At 68.4% G+C, this 17,921-nt stretch carries 20 protein-coding genes; 18 read left to right on the top strand and 2 right to left on the bottom strand.

From position 1 onward, the window contains the following. The first annotated feature begins 9 nt into the window (after positions 1-9). A complete protein-coding gene (locus tag OHU89_RS11690) occupies positions 10-588 on the top strand; it encodes a hypothetical protein (protein WP_266894703.1) in 579 nt (192 codons plus the stop codon). Positions 589-612: 24 nt separating this feature from the next. On the opposite strand, the gene OHU89_RS11685 is transcribed toward OHU89_RS11690, so the two are convergent. After that, positions 613-918: a ferredoxin gene (locus tag OHU89_RS11685; RefSeq protein WP_266894705.1), complete on the bottom strand. Its 306-nt coding sequence runs from the start codon at positions 916-918 to the stop codon at positions 613-615. 433 nt (positions 919-1,351) lie between these two features. Here OHU89_RS11685 and arc point away from each other — a divergent pair, with 433 nt between their 5' ends. From arc to prcA, 6 genes are all read left to right on the top strand, one after another. Next, positions 1,352-3,118, top strand: a complete 1,767-nt coding sequence (gene arc, locus OHU89_RS11680) for a proteasome ATPase (protein WP_046261813.1) — start codon at positions 1,352-1,354, stop codon at positions 3,116-3,118. A gap of 245 nt (positions 3,119-3,363) precedes the next feature. Further along, positions 3,364-4,875 carry a depupylase/deamidase Dop gene (dop, locus tag OHU89_RS11675; RefSeq protein WP_353963416.1) on the top strand — a complete coding sequence of 504 codons (1,512 nt, stop codon included), beginning with the start codon at positions 3,364-3,366 and terminating at the stop codon, positions 4,873-4,875. A gap of 188 nt (positions 4,876-5,063) precedes the next feature. Then, positions 5,064-5,282, top strand: coding sequence for a ubiquitin-like protein Pup (locus OHU89_RS11670; RefSeq protein WP_046261815.1), 219 nt, complete (start codon positions 5,064-5,066; stop codon positions 5,280-5,282). Between the two features lie 232 nt (positions 5,283-5,514). Continuing rightward, on the top strand, positions 5,515-5,772 hold the full coding sequence (locus OHU89_RS11665) for an endonuclease VII domain-containing protein (protein WP_266894710.1): 258 nt from the start codon (positions 5,515-5,517) through the stop codon (positions 5,770-5,772). Beyond that, entirely contained in the window at positions 5,724-6,569 is an 846-nt protein-coding gene (gene prcB, locus OHU89_RS11660) for a proteasome subunit beta (RefSeq protein WP_266894712.1), read from the top strand. The genes OHU89_RS11665 and prcB overlap by 49 nt, the downstream gene beginning before the upstream one ends. A gap of 61 nt (positions 6,570-6,630) precedes the next feature. Next, a complete protein-coding gene (gene prcA / locus OHU89_RS11655) occupies positions 6,631-7,368 on the top strand; it encodes a proteasome subunit alpha (protein WP_046261817.1) in 738 nt (245 codons plus the stop codon). A gap of 63 nt (positions 7,369-7,431) precedes the next feature. Here prcA and OHU89_RS11650 read toward each other — a convergent pair whose 3' ends face one another. Next, positions 7,432-8,448: a LacI family DNA-binding transcriptional regulator gene (locus OHU89_RS11650; RefSeq protein ID WP_405642186.1), complete on the bottom strand. Its 1,017-nt coding sequence runs from the start codon at positions 8,446-8,448 to the stop codon at positions 7,432-7,434. Between the two features lie 119 nt (positions 8,449-8,567). Here OHU89_RS11650 and OHU89_RS11645 point away from each other — a divergent pair, with 119 nt between their 5' ends. From OHU89_RS11645 to OHU89_RS11595, 11 genes are all read left to right on the top strand, one after another. Further along, on the top strand, positions 8,568-9,827 hold the full coding sequence (locus OHU89_RS11645) for an MFS transporter (RefSeq protein WP_405642184.1): 1,260 nt from the start codon (positions 8,568-8,570) through the stop codon (positions 9,825-9,827). A 9-nt stretch (positions 9,828-9,836) separates the two neighbouring features. Next, a complete protein-coding gene (gene pafA, locus OHU89_RS11640; RefSeq protein WP_046261820.1) occupies positions 9,837-11,198 on the top strand; it encodes a Pup--protein ligase in 1,362 nt (453 codons plus the stop codon). Between the two features lie 128 nt (positions 11,199-11,326). Then, entirely contained in the window at positions 11,327-12,331 is a 1,005-nt protein-coding gene (locus OHU89_RS11635; RefSeq protein WP_405642182.1) for an FKBP-type peptidyl-prolyl cis-trans isomerase, read from the top strand. Between the two features lie 60 nt (positions 12,332-12,391). Then, positions 12,392-12,763 carry an FKBP-type peptidyl-prolyl cis-trans isomerase gene (locus tag OHU89_RS11630; RefSeq protein ID WP_266894722.1) on the top strand — a complete coding sequence of 124 codons (372 nt, stop codon included), beginning with the start codon at positions 12,392-12,394 and terminating at the stop codon, positions 12,761-12,763. Between the two features lie 129 nt (positions 12,764-12,892). Beyond that, positions 12,893-13,846, top strand: coding sequence for a YafY family protein (locus tag OHU89_RS11625; protein ID WP_266894724.1), 954 nt, complete (start codon positions 12,893-12,895; stop codon positions 13,844-13,846). Between the two features lie 18 nt (positions 13,847-13,864). Beyond that, the gene (locus OHU89_RS11620) at positions 13,865-14,905 is read left to right on the top strand and encodes a YafY family protein (RefSeq protein ID WP_266894726.1); all 1,041 of its coding nucleotides are present in this window, start codon (positions 13,865-13,867) and stop codon (positions 14,903-14,905) included. Further along, a complete protein-coding gene (locus tag OHU89_RS11615) occupies positions 14,902-15,195 on the top strand; it encodes a hypothetical protein (RefSeq protein WP_405642180.1) in 294 nt (97 codons plus the stop codon). The genes OHU89_RS11620 and OHU89_RS11615 overlap by 4 nt, the downstream gene beginning before the upstream one ends. Before the next feature lie 10 nt (positions 15,196-15,205). After that, positions 15,206-15,400 carry a hypothetical protein gene (locus OHU89_RS11610; RefSeq protein WP_266894730.1) on the top strand — a complete coding sequence of 65 codons (195 nt, stop codon included), beginning with the start codon at positions 15,206-15,208 and terminating at the stop codon, positions 15,398-15,400. Between the two features lie 266 nt (positions 15,401-15,666). After that, positions 15,667-15,957 carry a Sec-independent protein translocase subunit TatA gene (gene tatA, locus OHU89_RS11605; protein WP_405642179.1) on the top strand — a complete coding sequence of 97 codons (291 nt, stop codon included), beginning with the start codon at positions 15,667-15,669 and terminating at the stop codon, positions 15,955-15,957. Positions 15,958-16,004: 47 nt separating this feature from the next. Continuing rightward, positions 16,005-16,970: a twin-arginine translocase subunit TatC gene (gene tatC, locus OHU89_RS11600; protein ID WP_405642177.1), complete on the top strand. Its 966-nt coding sequence runs from the start codon at positions 16,005-16,007 to the stop codon at positions 16,968-16,970. A 31-nt stretch (positions 16,971-17,001) separates the two neighbouring features. Continuing rightward, positions 17,002-17,892, top strand: a complete 891-nt coding sequence (locus tag OHU89_RS11595; RefSeq protein ID WP_405642175.1) for a diacylglycerol kinase — start codon at positions 17,002-17,004, stop codon at positions 17,890-17,892. Positions 17,893-17,921: the final 29 nt, after the last annotated feature.

The following is a 17,921-nucleotide window of genomic DNA, read 5'->3' as shown; positions in this document are numbered from 1 at the left end:
TCACCCTCAGTGCAGCAATCCGCGGTCCCGGAACTCGCTCACACCCACACCCGCCCCATCCACTGGGTCGCCACCGCCACAGCAGTCGCCGGCGTCATAGCGCTCTCCTCGGTACTCCAGCCGAATCCGGCCACGGCCGCCCAGGCCGCTGGCCCTCAGTCACACAGCGCCCCCACCGCCGTCACCGCCCCCGACCCCACCGACGTCGACTTCCCGATCGAATGCGGCCCGGTCAAGGCACTGGTGGTGAAGAAGGCTTCCGGCGACCTCGACGGCGACGGCAGGCCCGAGACCGTGGCGGTCGTCCACTGCGACGCCCCCATGGGCACCCCACCCGACGGCGTCTACGTCCTCACCCAGGCCGCCGACGCCAAAACCCCCCGCGTCGTGGCGACCCTCGTGGACCCCAAGGACCGCATCACCGTCAAGACCCTCACGGTCTCCGACGCGACGGTCGCCGCCGACATGGTCGGCTACTCCTCGGACTCCGTACCCAGTTGCTGCCCCGACGTGAACACGAGCGCCAAGTGGCAGTGGAAGGACGGCGCGTTCGTCCGCTCCACACCCGCAGGCGCCCACAGCGTCTGATACGCGCGCAGGGCACCCGACGACTCAATCCGCCTCGGGACCGTAGACCTCGACCAGGTCCGACACCCGGCGCACATGGATGCACTCGCCGGGACACTCCTTGGCCGAGTCCACCACGTCCGTCAGCAACGTCAGCGGTACCGGCGTCGTCGCGCCCTTGTCCTGCAGCAGCTCGTCGCCCGTGCCCTTCACATAGGCCAGGCCGTCGATGTCCAGCTCGAACACCTCGGGCGCGTACTGCGCACAGATGCCGTCGCCGGTACAGAGATCCTGATCGATCCAGACCTCGAGAGCCTCACCGTCGGCCACGGCTTCCTGCTGCACGCTCATGTCTCCTGCCCCATCGGGTGCTGAACACCCACGACCCTACCCCCGGCCACCCGCGCCCGACGGTCCCTCGGAGGGCCCCCGGGCAGTGACACGTCCCGCCCGTCCATACACGCTCCGTCAACGAACTCAAGACGCGATCGAGCCGGACCTGAGCCCCGGTGGAGCGGGCCACGGGCGTCCGAGCCGCTGTTCCGCGGGCCCCCGACCGGCGACGCTGTGGGCAACTCGGGCCCACCGTGGAAGATTTCGAGCACTCCGACCTTGGAACAGTCCGCTTCTGAAGGACGTTCACTGGGTATCCACACGGCGTAGAGGGATGGCGCAGGGTGACCGACGACACACCTTGACACTCATTGTGATCTAGGGGTTTCAATCGACACCCACCCAGGTAGGGTCTGGAAGCGTCCAGCTCCCCTTGGAGGAGGTGAGGACCGTGGCAGCCCACGACGACGACATGAACCGCGGCATCCGCCCGGGACGAGGGTCCGACGACCCGGCCGGGCAGATTGCCTACCTTGAGCAGGAGATCGCCGTCCTGCGACGCAAGCTCGCCGACTCTCCGCGGCACACGAGAATTCTCGAAGAGCGGATCGTCGAACTGCAGACCAATCTGGCCGGCGTGTCCGCCCAGAACGAGCGACTCGCCAACACGCTCCGCGAGGCCCGCGACCAGATCGTGGCCCTCAAGGAGGAAGTCGACCGGCTCGCACAGCCCCCGGCCGGCTTCGGTGTCTTCCTGCAGGCCAACGAGGACGGCACCGCCGACATCTTCACCGGAGGACGCAAACTCCGGGTGAACGTCAGCCCCAGCGTCGAGCTCGAAGAACTCCGGCGCGGCCAGGAACTGATGCTCAACGAAGCACTCAACGTGGTCGAGGCCATGGAGTTCGAGAGCGTCGGCGACATCGTCACCCTCAAGGAGATCCTCGAGGACGGCGAACGCGCACTGGTGCAGGGGCACACCGACGAGGAAAGGGTGGTGCGGCTCGCCGAGCCGCTGCTGGACGTAGTCATCCGTCCCGGCGACGCCCTGCTCCTCGAACCCCGTTCCGGATATGTCTACGAAGTCGTTCCGAAGAGCGAGGTCGAGGAACTCGTCCTCGAAGAGGTCCCGGACATCGGCTACGAGCAGATCGGCGGTCTGGGCGGCCAGATCGAGGCGATCCGCGACGCGGTCGAGCTCCCGTACCTCTACCCCGACCTGTTCAAGGAGCACGAACTGCGGCCGCCCAAGGGCGTCCTGCTGTACGGGCCCCCCGGATGCGGCAAGACGCTCATCGCCAAGGCCGTCGCCAACTCGCTCGCCAAGAAGGTCGCCGAGGTGACCGGGCAGGCCACGGGCAAGAGCTTCTTCCTCAACATCAAGGGCCCCGAACTCCTCAACAAGTACGTCGGCGAGACCGAGCGGCAGATCCGCCTGGTCTTCCAGCGTGCACGTGAGAAGGCCTCCGAGGGCACACCCGTCATCGTCTTCTTCGACGAGATGGAATCCCTCTTCCGCACCCGCGGCTCCGGTGTCAGCTCGGACGTGGAGAACACCATCGTCCCGCAGCTGCTCGCCGAGATCGACGGCGTGGAAGGTCTGCAGAACGTGGTCGTGATCGGCGCCTCCAACCGCGAGGACATGATCGACCCCGCCATCCTGCGCCCCGGCCGCCTGGACGTGAAGATCAAGATCGAGCGTCCCGACGCCGAGGCCGCCAAGGACATCTTCGGCAAGTACCTGACCGAGCGCCTCCCGCTGCACTCCGACGACGTCGGCGAGCACGGCGGCAGCAGGTCCACCACGGTCCAGAGCATGATCCAGACCGCCGTGGAACACATGTACGCGGAGTCCGAGGAGAACCGCTTCCTGGAAGTCACCTACGCCAACGGTGACAAGGAAGTCCTCTACTTCAAGGACTTCAACTCCGGCGCCATGATCGAGAACATCGTGGGCCGCGCCAAGAAGATGGCGATCAAGGACTTCCTCGACCACAACGCCAAGGGCCTTCGCGTCTCCCACCTCCTCCAGGCCTGCGTGGACGAGTTCAAGGAGAACGAGGACCTGCCGAACACCACCAACCCGGACGACTGGGCCCGGATCTCCGGAAAGAAGGGCGAACGGATCGTCTACATCCGTACCCTCATCACCGGAAAGCAGGGTGCCGACACCGGACGCTCCATCGACACGGTGGCCAACACCGGTCAGTACCTGTAAAAGCGGGGCGGCTGCGGGTGCCCTCACCGGGTACCCGCAGCCGACTGTTTTTCAGGCAACTAACCGGAACAAGAGGCGTGCAAGGCAATGACGCAAATGATCTCCCCACCAGCGCAAAGCCGTTCTAGGCTCTTCGGTACCGCCGAGTCGCGCAGTGCGGGGACGGGCACCGCACACGCACCGGAGCGCCAGCGGTACTTGAGCGCCGCCCCCGACCGAGGGCGCCGCCGGGCAAGGAGGGCCGCATGACTGTACGGCGAGTAATGGGCATCGAGACGGAGTACGGGATCTCCGTCCCCGGCCACCCCAACGCCAATGCCATGCTCACCTCGTCCCAGATCGTCAACGCCTACGCGGCGGCGATGCACCGGGCCCGGCGGGCCCGCTGGGACTTCGAGGAGGAGAACCCGCTGCGGGACGCGCGGGGCTTCGACCTCGCCCGCGAATCCGCCGACTCCAGCCAGCTCACCGACGAGGACATCGGCCTCGCCAACGTCATCCTCACCAACGGCGCACGTCTGTACGTCGACCATGCACACCCCGAGTACAGCGCCCCCGAGGTCACCAACCCACGCGACGCCGTCCTCTGGGACAAAGCCGGCGAGCGCATCATGGCGGAAGCCGCCGAGCGCGCGGCCCAGCTCCCCGGTGCCCAGCCGATCCACCTCTACAAGAACAACACCGACAACAAGGGCGCCTCCTACGGCACGCACGAGAACTACCTGATGAAGCGGGAGACCCCCTTCTCGGACATCGTGCGCCACCTCACGCCCTTCTTCGTCTCCCGCCAGGTCTTCGCCGGAGCGGGCCGCGTCGGCATCGGTCAGGACGGCCACGAACACGGCTTCCAGATCAGCCAGCGCGCCGACTACTTCGAGGTCGAGGTCGGCCTCGAGACCACCCTCAAGCGCCCGATCATCAACACCCGCGACGAGCCGCACGCGGACGCCGAGAAGTACCGCCGCCTCCACGTGATCATCGGCGACGCGAACCTCTCGGAGATCTCCACCTACCTCAAGCTCGGCACCACGGCCCTGGTGCTTTCCATGATCGAGGACGGCTTCATCGCCGTCGACCTGGCGGTGGACCAGCCCGTACGCACCCTTCACCAGGTCTCCCACGACCCGACGCTCCAGCGTCTGGTCACCCTCCGCAGCGGCCGCACACTCACCGCGGTCCAGCTGCAGATGGAGTACTTCGAGCTGTCACGCAAGTACGTGGAGGAGCGCTTCGGCGCGGACGCGGACGAGCAGACCAAGGATGTCCTGGCCCGCTGGGAGGACACTCTCAACCGGCTCGAGAACGACCCCATGAGCCTCGCAGGCGAGCTGGACTGGGTCGCCAAGCGCGAGCTGATGGAGGGCTACCGGCGCCGCGACGACCTCGACTGGGACGCTGCGAAGCTCCACCTTCTCGACCTCCAGTACGCCGACGTACGGGCCGAGAAGGGCCTCTACAACCGTCTCGCCGCCCGCGGCAGGATCAAGCGCCTCCTGGACGAGTCCGACGTCGAGCGGGCCCGTACGAAGCCGCCGGAGGACACGCGCGCGTACTTCCGGGGCCGTTGCCTCGAGCAGTACGCCGACGACGTCGCCGCGGCCTCCTGGGACTCGGTGATCTTCGATCTGCCGGGGCGGGACTCTCTGCAGCGCGTTCCAACCCTGGAACCGCTTCGCGGAACGCGTAATCACGTCAAGGAGCTCCTGGATCGCTGTCGCACGGCGGAAGACCTGGTCAGGGTCCTCTCCGGCGGCTGAGCGGGTACCCGGAACGAGACCTCCGGACAGGGTGGAAATCCCGACGTCCGGGAATCATCGAGGTGGCCCCCGTACGTTGAGGAAACTGCGGGGCCGATGTCAGACCGGGCTTGTAGGGTCTGATCATCACCGATCGGCGGATAGCCGACCTGGCGACCATGTCGGGCGAAACGAGCGGGGTGAGGGTTATGTCAACCAAGGACACCGGCGGCGGCCAGCAGAAGGCCACACGCTCCACCGAGGAAGTCGAGGAGGCGGCGCCGGAGGCGGCAGCCACCGAGGACCTCAAGGAGCGTCAGGAAAAGCTGAGCGACGACGTCGACTCGGTTCTGGATGAGATCGACGATGTACTGGAGGAGAACGCCGAGGACTTCGTGCGCTCCTTCGTTCAAAAGGGTGGACAGTAATCCACTTTCGCCTTTGATTCGAAGGTGAACGGGGTGGAGTGGTGGTCGTCGATTCGGAGATGAAGCGCTGTGTGCGGTGTGGTGAATCCAAGCCGCGCGCAGCCTTCGCCGGACGGAGAGCAAGCCGCACTCGGATCGGCATCGGAAAGTCGCGGCCACAGGCGGGTCGGCATCGCGCTGCAAGGCCTGCCGGGCTGTCGGGCGGCAAGATCACCTGAAACGTCGGCACGGCATGACCGAAGCCGATTGTGACGAGCTGGTCGCCTCTCAAAAGGGGCTCTGTGTCATCTGTCCAAAGGGTCCGGCCGTTCATGTGGATCACTGCCACAAGACGGGTAGGGTCCGTGGCGTACTGTGCTTCAACTGCAATTCCGGCCTCGGCCTGTTGAGGGACGATCCCGAAGCGATGAACCGAGCTGCCGATTACCTGGAAGGAAACGCGTGGAAGCCAACACTCGTAGCACCGGGCGTCTACCAGCTGCCTTCCTGACGCCTGGGTCCGCCTCCTTCATGGACTTCCTGTCCGCGCATCAGCCGGAGATGCTGCCGGGCAACCGCCAACTGCCGCCGACTCAGGGCGTGATCGAGGCGCCGCACGGCACCACGATCGTCGGCGTGACCTTCCCGGGCGGGGTCGTGCTCGCCGGTGACCGGCGGGCCACGATGGGCAATGTCATCGCGCAGCGGGACATCGAGAAGGTGTTCCCGGCGGACGAGTACTCGGCCGTCGGCATCGCCGGTACCGCTGGTCTGGCCGTGGAGATGGTGAAGCTGTTCCAGCTGGAGCTGGAGCACTTCGAGAAGGTCGAGGGGGCGCAGCTCTCGCTGGAGGGCAAGGCGAACCGGCTGTCGACCATGATCCGTTCCAACCTCGGTATGGCCATGCAGGGCCTGGCCGTGGTGCCGCTCTTCGCCGGGTTCGACGTGGACCGTGGCAAGGGCCGTATCTTCTCCTACGACGTCACCGGTGGCCGCTCCGAGGAGCACAACTTCGCCGCCACCGGCTCGGGCTCGATCTTCGCCCGGGGTGCGATGAAGAAGTTCTTCCATGACGGTCTGACCGAGGCCGAGGCCACCATGCTGGTGGTGCAGGCCTTGTACGACGCGGCTGACGACGACTCGGCGACCGGTGGTCCCGATGTCGCCCGCCGGATCTATCCGATCGTCACCGTGATCACCGAGGACGGCTTCCGCCGGCTCACGGACGATGAGTCCTCCGAGATCGCCCGCTCGATCCTGGAGCGGCGTCTGGAGCAGCCCGACGGTCCGCGGGCCGCGCTGCTGTAGCGGCGGATCCGGTGCTTGCAAGGTGATCGCAGTGACTTCGACAGAAAGGGACGGATAACCGGTGTCGACGCCGTTCTATGTTTCCCCCCAGCAGGCGATGGCCGACCGGGCGGAATACGCCCGCAAGGGCATCGCCCGCGGTCGCAGCCTGGTCGTGCTGCAGTATGCCGACGGCATTGTCTTCGTCGGCGAGAATCCGTCCCGTGCGCTGCACAAGTTCAGCGAGATCTATGACCGGATCGGCTTCGCGGCGGCCGGCAAGTACAACGAGTACGAGAATCTGCGGATCGGTGGTGTGCGCTACGCGGATCTGCGTGGGTACACCTATGACCGTGATGACGTGACCGCCCGTGGTCTGGCCAATGTCTATGCCCAGACGCTGGGCACGATCTTCTCCAGTGCGGCCGAGAAGCCGTACGAGGTGGAGCTGGTCGTCGCCGAGGTGGGTGAGACGCCCGAGGGCGACCAGATCTATCGGCTGCCGCATGACGGTTCGATCGTGGACGAGCACGGCTCGGTCGCGGTGGGTGGCAATGCCGAGCAGATCAGTGGCTACCTCGATCAGCGTCATCAGGACGGCATGAGCCTCGCCGAGGCCCTCAAGCTGGCCGTCCAGGCCTTGTCCCGGGACACCAACGGCACGGAGCGGGAGATTCCCGCCGAGCGCCTGGAGGTCGCGGTGCTGGACCGTACGCGTCCGCAGCAGCGTAAGTTCAAGCGCATCGTGGGCCGTCAGCTCGACCGGCTTCTCGAGGCGGGCGGCGCGGCCACCGAGGCGGAGAGCTCCGAGGAGGAGTAGTCCCGCGTCTCACCTCGCCCTTGTGTGTGCCCCGGCCGTTGATTCGGCCGGGGCACAGGGCGTTCAGAGGGCGGCGGGGGGTGCCGTGGAGCCTCGTACGAGCAACTCGACGGGGATGTCCCCTGCGTCGGGTGTGTGGCCCTCCAGGACCGCCAGCAGGGCGCGCATGCCGTGCTCGCCGAACAGTTCGGCGTCGAGTCGTACGGTGGTCAGTTCCGGGTCGAGGGCGGCGGCGAGGGCGATGTCGTCGACGCCGGTGACGGAGACGTCGTCGGGGATGCGCAGGCCTCGTCGGCGCAGGGCCTTGTAGGCGCCGGCCGCCAGTTTGTCGTCGTCGCAGACCACGGCGGTGGGGTGGGGGCCGGGGGTGTGCAGGGCTGTCTCCGTGGCTGCCAGGGCGCCTTCGATGGACATGGGGGTGTGGGCTGTGTGCAGCGAGGTGCCCGGCACTGTCGCGAGGCGTGCGGCGAGTTCGCGTGCGCGTACTTCGAAGGTCCAGGAGGGGATGTCGGCGGCCAGGTGCAGGAAGCGTCGGTGTCCCAGGTTCAGCAGGTGGTCGGCGACCTGGCGGGTGCCGTCGGCGATGTCCAGGTTCACGGTGGCCGCGCCCAGGCTGCCGTGGGGGTCGCTGTCGAGCATCACGAGGGGCAGTTGGTCGCCGCGGATGGCGGTGAGGGCGTCGGCGGCCATGGAGGAGGCGAGGACGCCGTCCAGGGCGGCCTGGGCGGAGGCGAAGGGGTCTCTGGCGGGGCCGACGCCTTCGGGGGAGGGGTACAGGACGACGCCGAAGCCGTGTGCGGCGGCGATTCGTGCGGCGCCGGTGTAGACGCCGGCGAAGAATTCCGTGGTCAGGGCGGGGACGACGAGCAGGACTGTGCGGGTGCGGCCGAGGCGGAGGTTGCGGGCGGCGAGGTTGGGCCGGTAGCCGAGTTCGTGGGCGGCTCGGCGTACCCGTTCCGCCGTGGCTTCGGAGACCCGGCCTCGCCACTTGTCGCCGAGTACCAGGGAGACGGCGGCCTGGGAGACGCCGACGGCTTGGGCGACGTCGCGGCTGGTGGGGCGTGCGCTGCCTCGTGCCACCGGCTGCCTGCTCCTTCATCTGGACTCGTCAACAGCGCACATGGTACGTATGACGGAGGACGTTATACGTAAAACCTCATGCGTCACCGGAGCACGTCACGGCACGGGAAGGGCGGGACATGGCCGCGGGATACCTGGAGATCCTCAGGGCGAGGCACGCCACGCGGCTGCTGGTCGGCACCCTTGTGGGCCGGCTGCCGAACGCCACCGCCGCCATCGCGATCGTGCTGTTCGTGCGCGCGGAGGGCGGCTCGTACAGCCTCGCCGGGGCGCTCGCGGCGGTCTACGGTGTCGCCAACGCCGTCGGGCAGCCCGTGCTGGGCCGGCTGGTGGACCTGCACGGCCAGCCCCGCGTCCAGCTGCCCGCGGCGATCGCCTCCGCCCTCGCGATGGCCGCCTTCGCCTTCACCGGCCCCGACACGCTCGCGGCCGCCTATGTCGCCGTGGCCGTCGCCGGGCTCTTCACGCCGCCGCTGGAGGGCGGACTGCGGGCGCTGTGGCCGAGTGTGCTGCGCAAGGAGGGCCAGGTGCACACGGCGTACGCGATGGACGCCGTGGCGCAGGAAGTCATGTTCACCCTCGGGCCGTTGCTGGTGACGGTGTGCACGTCGCTGTGGTCGGCCCGGGCCGCCCTGCTGGTCCTGAACGTCATCGGGGTTCTCGGTGCGCTCTCCGTGGTCGTCTCGAGGCCGTCGCGCGCGTGGCGCTCGGCACCGCGCGAGGCGCACTGGCTCGGCGCGCTGCGCTCGCCCGGACTGCTGGCGCTGCTGGGCGCGTTCCTGTTCGTCGGCATCGCGCTGGGCTCCATCACGGTCGCCTCGGTGCCGTACGCCGACGACCACGGCGGCGACGTGGTGTACGGCTGGCTGATGGCGGCGATCGGTCTGGGCGCCCTCATCGGCGGCACCGTGTACGGCGCGAGGCAGTGGACCGGCGAGCCGGCGCGTCGACTGCGGGTGCTGGTGGCCCTGCTGGCGGTGTGTTACCTGCCGCTGCTGCTGATGCCCGGCGCGGTCGCCATGGTGCTGCTCACCGTGGTCGCCGGGGTGTTCCTCGCGCCCGCCATCGCCTGCGCCTTCGTGCTGGTCGACCATCACGCGCCGCGGGGCACGGTCACCGAGGCTTTCTCCTGGCTTGTGACGACGTTCACCGTGGGTGCCTCGGTCGGAACGGGCGTCGCGGGGCCGGTCGTAGAGGCCGGAGGGGCCGTGTGGGGGTTCGCCGTACCGGGTGTCGCGGGGGGTGTCTCCCTGCTTGTTCTGCTGGCCACCGGACGGGTCCTCGCAGCTCCCGGTGGGCGGGGGGTGGTTGCGGCTTCATCGGAAAATGATCCAAACCGTGCCGTCGAACCCCGTTTCAGCACAGGGGATCGGGCGTAATGTTCAGTCATGGACCGCCGCATTTTCGGGCTGGAGAACGAGTACGGCGTCACGTGTACGTTCAGGGGACAGCGACGCCTGTCTCCCGACGAGGTGGCGCGGTACCTCTTCCGCCGTGTCGTGTCATGGGGCCGCAGCAGCAATGTCTTTCTGCGAAACGGCGCCCGCCTCTATCTCGATGTCGGGTCACATCCGGAATACGCGACTCCCGAATGTGACAACGTGACGGAACTGGTCACGCACGACAAAGCAGGCGAGCGCATTCTCGAAGGACTCCTGGTGGACGCCGAACGACGCCTGCACGAGGAAGGAATCGCGGGCGACGTCTACCTCTTCAAGAACAACACCGACTCGGCGGGCAACTCCTACGGGTGTCACGAGAACTATCTCGTCGCCCGCCACGGGGAGTTCTCCCGGCTCGCGGACATCCTCATTCCCTTCCTTGTCACCCGCCAGCTGCTCTGTGGCGCGGGCAAGGTCCTGCAGACCCCGCGTGGTGCCGTGTACTGCGTCAGCCAGCGGGCCGAGCACATCTGGGAGGGCGTCTCCTCGGCGACGACGCGTTCCCGGCCGATCATCAACACGCGCGACGAACCGCACGCCGACGCCGAGCGCTACCGCCGCCTGCACGTCATCGTGGGCGACTCGAACATGTCCGAGACGACCATGCTCCTCAAGGTCGGCGCGACCGACCTCGTGCTGCGCATGATCGAGGCGGGCACCGTGATGCGCGACCTGACGCTGGAGAACCCGATCCGGGCGATCCGCGAGGTCAGCCATGACATCACCGGCCGGCGCAAGGTGCGTCTGGCCAGCGGCCGGGAGGCCTCCGCGCTGGAGGTGCAGCGCGAGTACTACGAGAAGGCCGTGGACTTCGTGGAGCGCCGCGGCATCCGTACCGGAACGGTCGAGCAGGTCCTGGAGCTGTGGGGCCGGGTGCTCGACTCGATCGAGGCCGAGGACCTCGACCGGATCGGCACCGAGATCGACTGGGTCATGAAGTACAAGCTCATCGAGCGGTACCGGGCCAAGCACAACATGACCATGTCCCACCCGCGGGTCGCGCAGATAGACCTCGCGTATCACGACATTCACCGTCGTCGTGGTCTCTACTACCTTCTGGAGAGGAAGGGCCAAGCCGCCCGTATCTGCAACGACTTGAAAATCTTCGAGGGCAAGTCGGTGCCCCCGCAGACCACTCGGGCCCGTCTTCGCGGTGACTTCATCCGCCGGGCTCAGGAACAGCGCCGGGACTTCACCGTCGACTGGGTCCATCTCAAGCTCAACGACCAGGCCCAGCGCACGGTGTTGTGCAAGGACCCGTTCCGTTCGGTTGACGACCGGGTGGAGAAGCTGATCGCCGGTATGTGAGCAATGCGTTCCGGATCGCCTTCCGGAACGCCACACGGGCGCCGTACGTTATCCGTACGGCGCCCTTCTCACGCCGTAGAGTTGCGCGCACGCCATCCACAAGATCGACCGATTACGAGGCTCTTACCGTGCGCCGACGCTCACTACTGATTGCCGTACCCGCAGGAATGGCCACGCTCGCCGCGTGCAGCGACGACGACGGGGCAAGTTCGGCGGAGAGCAGCGACAGCGCGTCGCCCTCCGCCTCGGCCACGTCCGGCGCTCCGGCGCCGAAGATCGTGGACGGTCCGCTGCCGGCGATCACCGCGGGCGCGAAGTTCGGTGAGAAGCCCACCGTCGCCAAGGGCAGTGGTGACCCGTCCGACCAGCTCGCGGTGAAGACGGTCATCGCGGGCAACGGCCGGACGGCCGCGGAGGGCGACTTCCTCGTGGCGAACTACCTCGGCCAGATCTGGGACACGGCCAAGGTCTTCGACAACTCCTTCGACCGGGGCACCGCGCTCGCCATCCAGCTCGCCCAGGCCAGTGTCATCGACGGCTGGCGGTACGCCCTCACGGGCAAGAAGGTCGGCAGCCGCGTCGAGTTCGCCGTCCCGCCCACCTGGGGCTATGGCAAGGAGGGCTACGCGGAGGGTGGCATCAAGGGCACCGACACGCTGGTGTTCGTGGTGGACATGAAGGGCGTGTACCCGGTCACGAGCTCCGCCAAGGGCTCGAACGTGGCGCAGGACAACGTGGATCTGCCCAAGGTGGGGACGAACACCGACGGCAAGGCGCCCACCGTCGAGATCCCCAAGAAGGACGCACCGACCAAGCTCGTGTCGACCTATGTCATCGAGGGCGACGGCGAGGAGGCCGCGGCCGACAGCAGCCTGCTCGTGCAGTACAAGGGCGTGCTGTGGGACTCCGGCAAGGAGTTCGACTCGACGTACGCGAGGAAGACCCTGACGTCGTTCTCGCTGGACGGGGTCGTCAAGGGCTGGAAGCAGGGTCTGACCGGCAAGAAGGTCGGCAGCCGCGTCCTCATCGTCATCCCTCCGGCGCTGGGTTACGGCGACAACCCGCCCAGCGGCAGCGGCATCGAGAAGGACTCGACGCTGGTCTTCACGGTCGACATCCTGGCGAAGCTCTGACCGCTTCGGGGTGTAAGACTGTGTGCGTTGCCTTTCCGCAGACAAGCAGGAGCTAGAGACGTGAGCATCGAGAAGCCCGAGATCGACTTCCCCGGTGGCGAGCCCCCGGCGGACCTCGAGATCAAGGACATCTGGGAGGGCGACGGCGCCGTGGCGCAGGCGGGTCAGACCGTCTCCGTGCACTACGTGGGCGTCTCCTTCAGCACCGGCGAGGAGTTCGACGCCAGCTGGAACCGCGGTACGCCGTTCCGCTTCCCGCTGGGTGGCGGCCGGGTCATCAAGGGCTGGGACCAGGGTGTCCAGGGCATGAAGGTCGGCGGCCGTCGCCAGCTGACCATCCCCGCCCACCTCGCCTACGGCAACCAGAGCCCGACCCCGGCGATCAAGCCCGGCGAGACGCTGATCTTCGTGGTCGACCTGCTCGGCGTCTGATCGTCGTACGATCACTGTCGATCACCTGGGGTCCATGCCTGTCCGGGCATGGGCCCTCGGCTTTTGCCACGCCACTGCGGGGCGGTACGGTCATCGTCCGTAAGCACCATAGGGAGGCGAAGGGCGTCGATGGCCATTGCCAAGGCCGAGCGGCTGATGAACCTGGCGCTGTGCCTGCTGGGGACGCGCAGGCCGCTGAGCAAGCGTGAGCTGCGCCAGTCCATCGAGGCCTATCTGGAAGCGAACTCGGACGACAGTTTCAACCGGATGTTCGAGCGCGACAAGGACGATCTGCGCGAACTCGGGCTCGTCATCGAGACCGTGGAGAACCTCGACGGCGAGGTCGGTTACCTCGCCCGCCGCGACAGCAACCGGCTGCCACCCGTCACCCTCGACGCCGAGGAGGCCGCCGCCCTCGGTCTCGCCGCCAAGGTCTGGCAGCAGGCACGGCTCGCGGGCGCGGCCAGTGGCGCCCTGCAGAAGCTGCGCGCGGCCGGACTGCCCGAGGACTTCGACCCGTACGAGGCGCATGGCGCCCTCGAGCCGCGGATCCCCGTGCACGAGGCCGCGTTCGAGCCGCTGATGCTGGCCTGCCGCGACCGCCGTCCGGTCGTCTTCGAGTACCGCAAGGCCACCGCCGCGCACCCCGAGACCCGGCATGTCGAGCCGTGGGCGCTGGAGTGCTGGCGCGGCCACTGGTATCTGGCCGGCTGGGACCGCGACCGGGGCGCCGAGCGGGTCTTCAGGCTGTCCCGGATCACCGGCAAGGTGCGTTCACGCGGTGCCCGTTTCACCGCCGAGGTGCCCGACGTGGTGACCGTCCGCGAGACCGTCGCGAGCTGGGCGGGGGAGAGCGCCGACCGCAGCGCGCTGATCCGGCTGCGCACGGGCGCCGGCTACCCGCTGCGGGCGAAGGCCGCCGCCGTGCGGGAACTGGGCGACGGGTGGGACGAGTTGGAGATTCCGTACGGCCATGGACTGGACGCCTGGCTGGTGGAGTTCGGACCGGACGTCGTCGTCCTGGAGCCCGCCGAACTGCGGGCCGATGTGGTGGACCGGCTGCGTGCCGTGGCCAAGGGCTGAGGGGGAGCGAGCAACACAGTGGCAGGCAAACCGGTCAGGCCCGTCAACGCCATCGACCAGACCCGGCGGATGCTCTCCCTGGTGACCTATCTGAAGGAGCGGCCCGGAGCCCGTGTCGAGGACGTCGCCCGTGCCTTCGGGATCACCGAGGACGAGCTCGTCTCCGACCTCGATGTGCTGCCCATGTGCGGCACCAGCTTCCGCGGCGGCGACCTCCTCGACATCGACACCGACGGCGAGCGCATCTGGTGGCACAACCCCGATGACGTCGCCGAGCCGCTGCGGCTCGCCGCCGACGAGGCCACCGCGCTGCTCGTCGCCGCCCGGGCCGTCTCGACCCTGCCCGGTCTGCGCGAGGGCGACCGGCAGGCGCTGCTGCGGGCCACGGCGAAGGTGGAGACCGCGGCGGGGGAGCAGGCGGGGGCCAGCTCCCGGCTGTCGGTGACCTTCGAGTCCGAGGGCGGGGTCTTCGCCGACGTCGACCGCGCGATCTCCGAGCGGCGCCGGCTGTGGATCCGCTACTACTCACCCGCCCGCGACGAGGTCACCGAGCGCGAGATCGACCCGATCCGCCTGGTCAGCGTCGGTCACACCTACGTCGAGGCCTGGTGCCGGCGCTCCGAGGCGCGCCGCACCTTCCGGCTCGACCGGGTCGCCGAGATCAAGATCCTCGACGAGCCGTCCGCGCCGCCCGAGATAGAGCTGCGGGACCTCTCGGAGGCGCTGGTGCAGCCGGCCGCCGAGGACCCGGAGGTCGTCGTCGAGGTGAGCCCGGGCGGGCGCTGGGTCGCCGAGTACTACCCGCACGACAGTGCGGATGAGCTCGCCGACGGCGGGCTGCGTATTACCCTCCGCACCCCCGACCCGACGTCCCTGCGGCGCCTGGCGCTGCGGCTCGGCCGCGACGGCCGTATCGTCTCGCCGCCCGAGCTCGCCGCCAGCGCCCGGCAGGCGGCCCGCGAGGCGCTGGCGGCCTACGACGGGGTCGAGACGCGGGGTTCACACCGAACTCACACGAACGACGACGGGCAGTACGACAGGCAGGAGCAGGAGCTTTGAGCGAGTCGGCGATGTCTGGTGTGCAGGAAATGTCGGTGGCGTCCGCGTTCTCGGGAATGCGGAGCGTCTCTCCGATGGTGTTCCGGGCGGGCTGCCCGGACTGCCGCGGCCGGTTCGAGCTCGCCGCCGGGGCCCTGCGGCTGGTCGTCGGCGCCACCAGCAGGACCACCTTCTACTCCTTCACCTGCCCCGACTGCGCCGCCTCCGTCCGCAAGCCCGCGGGGGAGCGGATCGTCGAGCTGCTGACCGGGGGTGGGGTCAGCACCTTGCGGCTCCACTCCACCCTCTAGGCTCGGCACCATGTTCTGGCCGATGTTCGCGATCGCCGTGGGTTTCCTGGGTCTCGTCGTGCTCGGAGTGCTCGCCGTGCGGGTGTTCCTGGAGGCGCAGCGGCTGGGCCGGCAGGTCGCGGACTCGGCGCAGCGCATCGGCAGGGCCGCGGAGGATCTGGAGCGGGCCGCGGCGAGCACCGCCCGCTCTGTGGACGCGCTGTGAGTCCTGCTGTGCACGGGATGTGAGTCCTGCGCCGGAAGCGTTTTGGGTCACTTCGCCCTGTCACCCCGGGGGGCCGGGCAGGTACGCTGCTGGTCGCGGACCGGAGAACGAGGCCCGGGTCGCGGTCCGGGAGTACGCACGGGGATTGCCTCGCGTTCACCCCTGAGCGTTACGATCGCTGACAACACGATCGTTCGGACACCTGTCCGACCGGTCGGACAGCACAGCACCCCACCCCAGCCGCCTCGGTGAGAAGGTAAAGACTTATGTTCGGAAGGCTCGGCGCCCCCGAGATCATTCTCATCCTCGTCGTCATCATCCTGCTGTTCGGCGCGAAGAAGCTTCCCGACATGGCGCGCTCGCTCGGCAAGTCCGCCCGCATCCTCAAGAGCGAGGCGAAGGCGATGAAGTCCGAGGGCCAGGACAACGCGACCGCCGCGTCCGCGCCGCCCCAGGACGACCAGCAGTCCCAGTCCCAGCGCACCATCCAGGCCGCCCCCGGCGATGTGACCAGCTCCCGCCCGGTCACCGAGCCGACGGACACGACCAAGCGCTGACGCAGGGCCGGTGACCTCCGGCCCGCTGCACGAGATGGGAACGTGGGTTGCTGAAGTCTGCCCGCAATGAGGAGAAGGATCCCGAGGGGCGGATGCCCCTTGCGGATCACCTTCGTGAGCTCCGCAACCGGCTCGCGAAGGCACTGCTGGCCATCGTCGTCGTGACGGTCGTCGCCGCCTTCTTCTACAACGACATCATCAACTTCCTGACGGATCCGATCCTGAAGTCGATCGGTTGCAAGCAGAGCTTCGCGGAACTCGCCACGTCGTCGACCCCCGACGAGGCCGCTGAGAAGTGCGCCCGGATCACCATCAACGGCCTGCTCGCGCCCTTCAACCTGGCCCTTCAGGTCTCGTTGATGGCCGGTATCGTGTTCGCCTCGCCGATCTGGCTGTACCAGCTCTGGGCGTTCGTCGCCCCGGGTCTGCACCGGCACGAGAAGAAGTACGCCTACGCCTTCGTCTTCACGGGCGCCCCGCTGTTCGTCGGCGGCGGCTACTTCGCGTACTCGGTCCTCCCCACCACCGCGAAGGTGCTGATCGAGTTCACACCGAGCACCAGCATCGACAACCAGCTCCCGCTCGACGATCTGCTCCAGCTCGTCACGCGCATGGTGCTGGTCTTCGGTCTCTCCTTCGAGCTGCCCCTGCTGCTGATCTTCCTGAACCTCACCGGAATGATCACCGGCAAGCGCATGCTCGGCTGGTGGCGCGGGATGATCATGGGTATCACCGTGTTCGCCGCCGTCGCGACGCCGAGCACCGACCCGCTGAGCATGCTGGCGCTGGCCGGCCCCATCTGGGTGCTGTACTTCGGCGCGACGCTGTTCTCTCTGGTCAACGACAAGCGTCGGCGCCGCCGCGATGCCGAGGGCCCCGCCGATGACGAGGCCTCCGACCTGGACCTCACCCCCGAGGACATCGGCGAGATCGAGACGGTCTCCGCGAGCCGGGCACTGCCCGAGCAGGCGTCGGGAACGGACCGGGTCAACGGTTATGACGACGTGACCTGAAGATCGGGTAGCCGCTCGTAGGGTCAGTGACGTGACCAGCGAGATCACCCTCTTCGTCAACCCCACCGCGGGTCGCGGCCGGGGCGCCCACGCGGCGCAGCCGGCCGCTTCCGCTTTGCGGGCGGCCGGTTTCTCCGTGCGTACGGTCCTCGGGGAGAACGCCGAGGACGCCCTCACGCGCGCGCGTGCCGCCGTCGCGGACGGCACCGGTGCCCTGGTCGCCGTCGGGGGCGACGGCATGGCCAACCTGGCCCTCCAGGCCGTCGCCGGCACCCGCACCCCGCTCGGCCTGGTCGCCGTCGGCACCGGCAACGACCTCGCCCGCGCCCTGCACCTGCCGGTGCGGGACCCGGCCGCCGCGGGCCGACGGATCGCCGAGGCGCTCAAGGGCGGCGACCTGCGCGACATCGACCTGGGGCAGGCCGAGGGCCGCTGGTTCGGCACCGTCCTCGCCTCCGGCTTCGACTCCCGCGTCAACGACCGCGGCAACCGCATGCGCTGGCCCACGGGCCGCTTCAAGTACGACCTGGCGATGCTCGCCGAACTGGCCGCCTTCAAGCCCTTCCCCTACCGGATCAGGCTCGACGACGGCGAGGTCCGGGAGATCGAGGCGACCCTCGTCGCGGTCGGCAACGGATCGTCGTACGGCGGGGGCATGCGGATCTGTCCCGGCGCCGACCTCACCGACGGACTGTTCGACATCACCGTGGTCGGGGACTGCAGCCGGGCCACGCTGCTCAAGGTGTTCCCGAGCGTGTACCGGGGCACGCATGTCGACCATGCCAAGGTCACCGTGCACCGGGCCGCGAAGGTGGAGATCAGCGCTGTCGGGATCACCGGGTACGCCGACGGGGAGCCGCTCGGGCCGCTGCCGCTGACCGCGCGTTGCATTGCGGGGGCGGTGCGCGTCGCGGGGCTCTGAAGTGCACGGACCCGGGGTTTGACAAGTCG

Source organism: Streptomyces sp. NBC_00019, from assembly GCF_045041015.1.
GTDB lineage: Bacteria > Actinomycetota > Actinomycetes > Streptomycetales > Streptomycetaceae > Streptomyces.
Note: the sequence above shows the minus strand (reverse complement) of the source record. Positions and strands in the feature narration are given on the sequence as shown.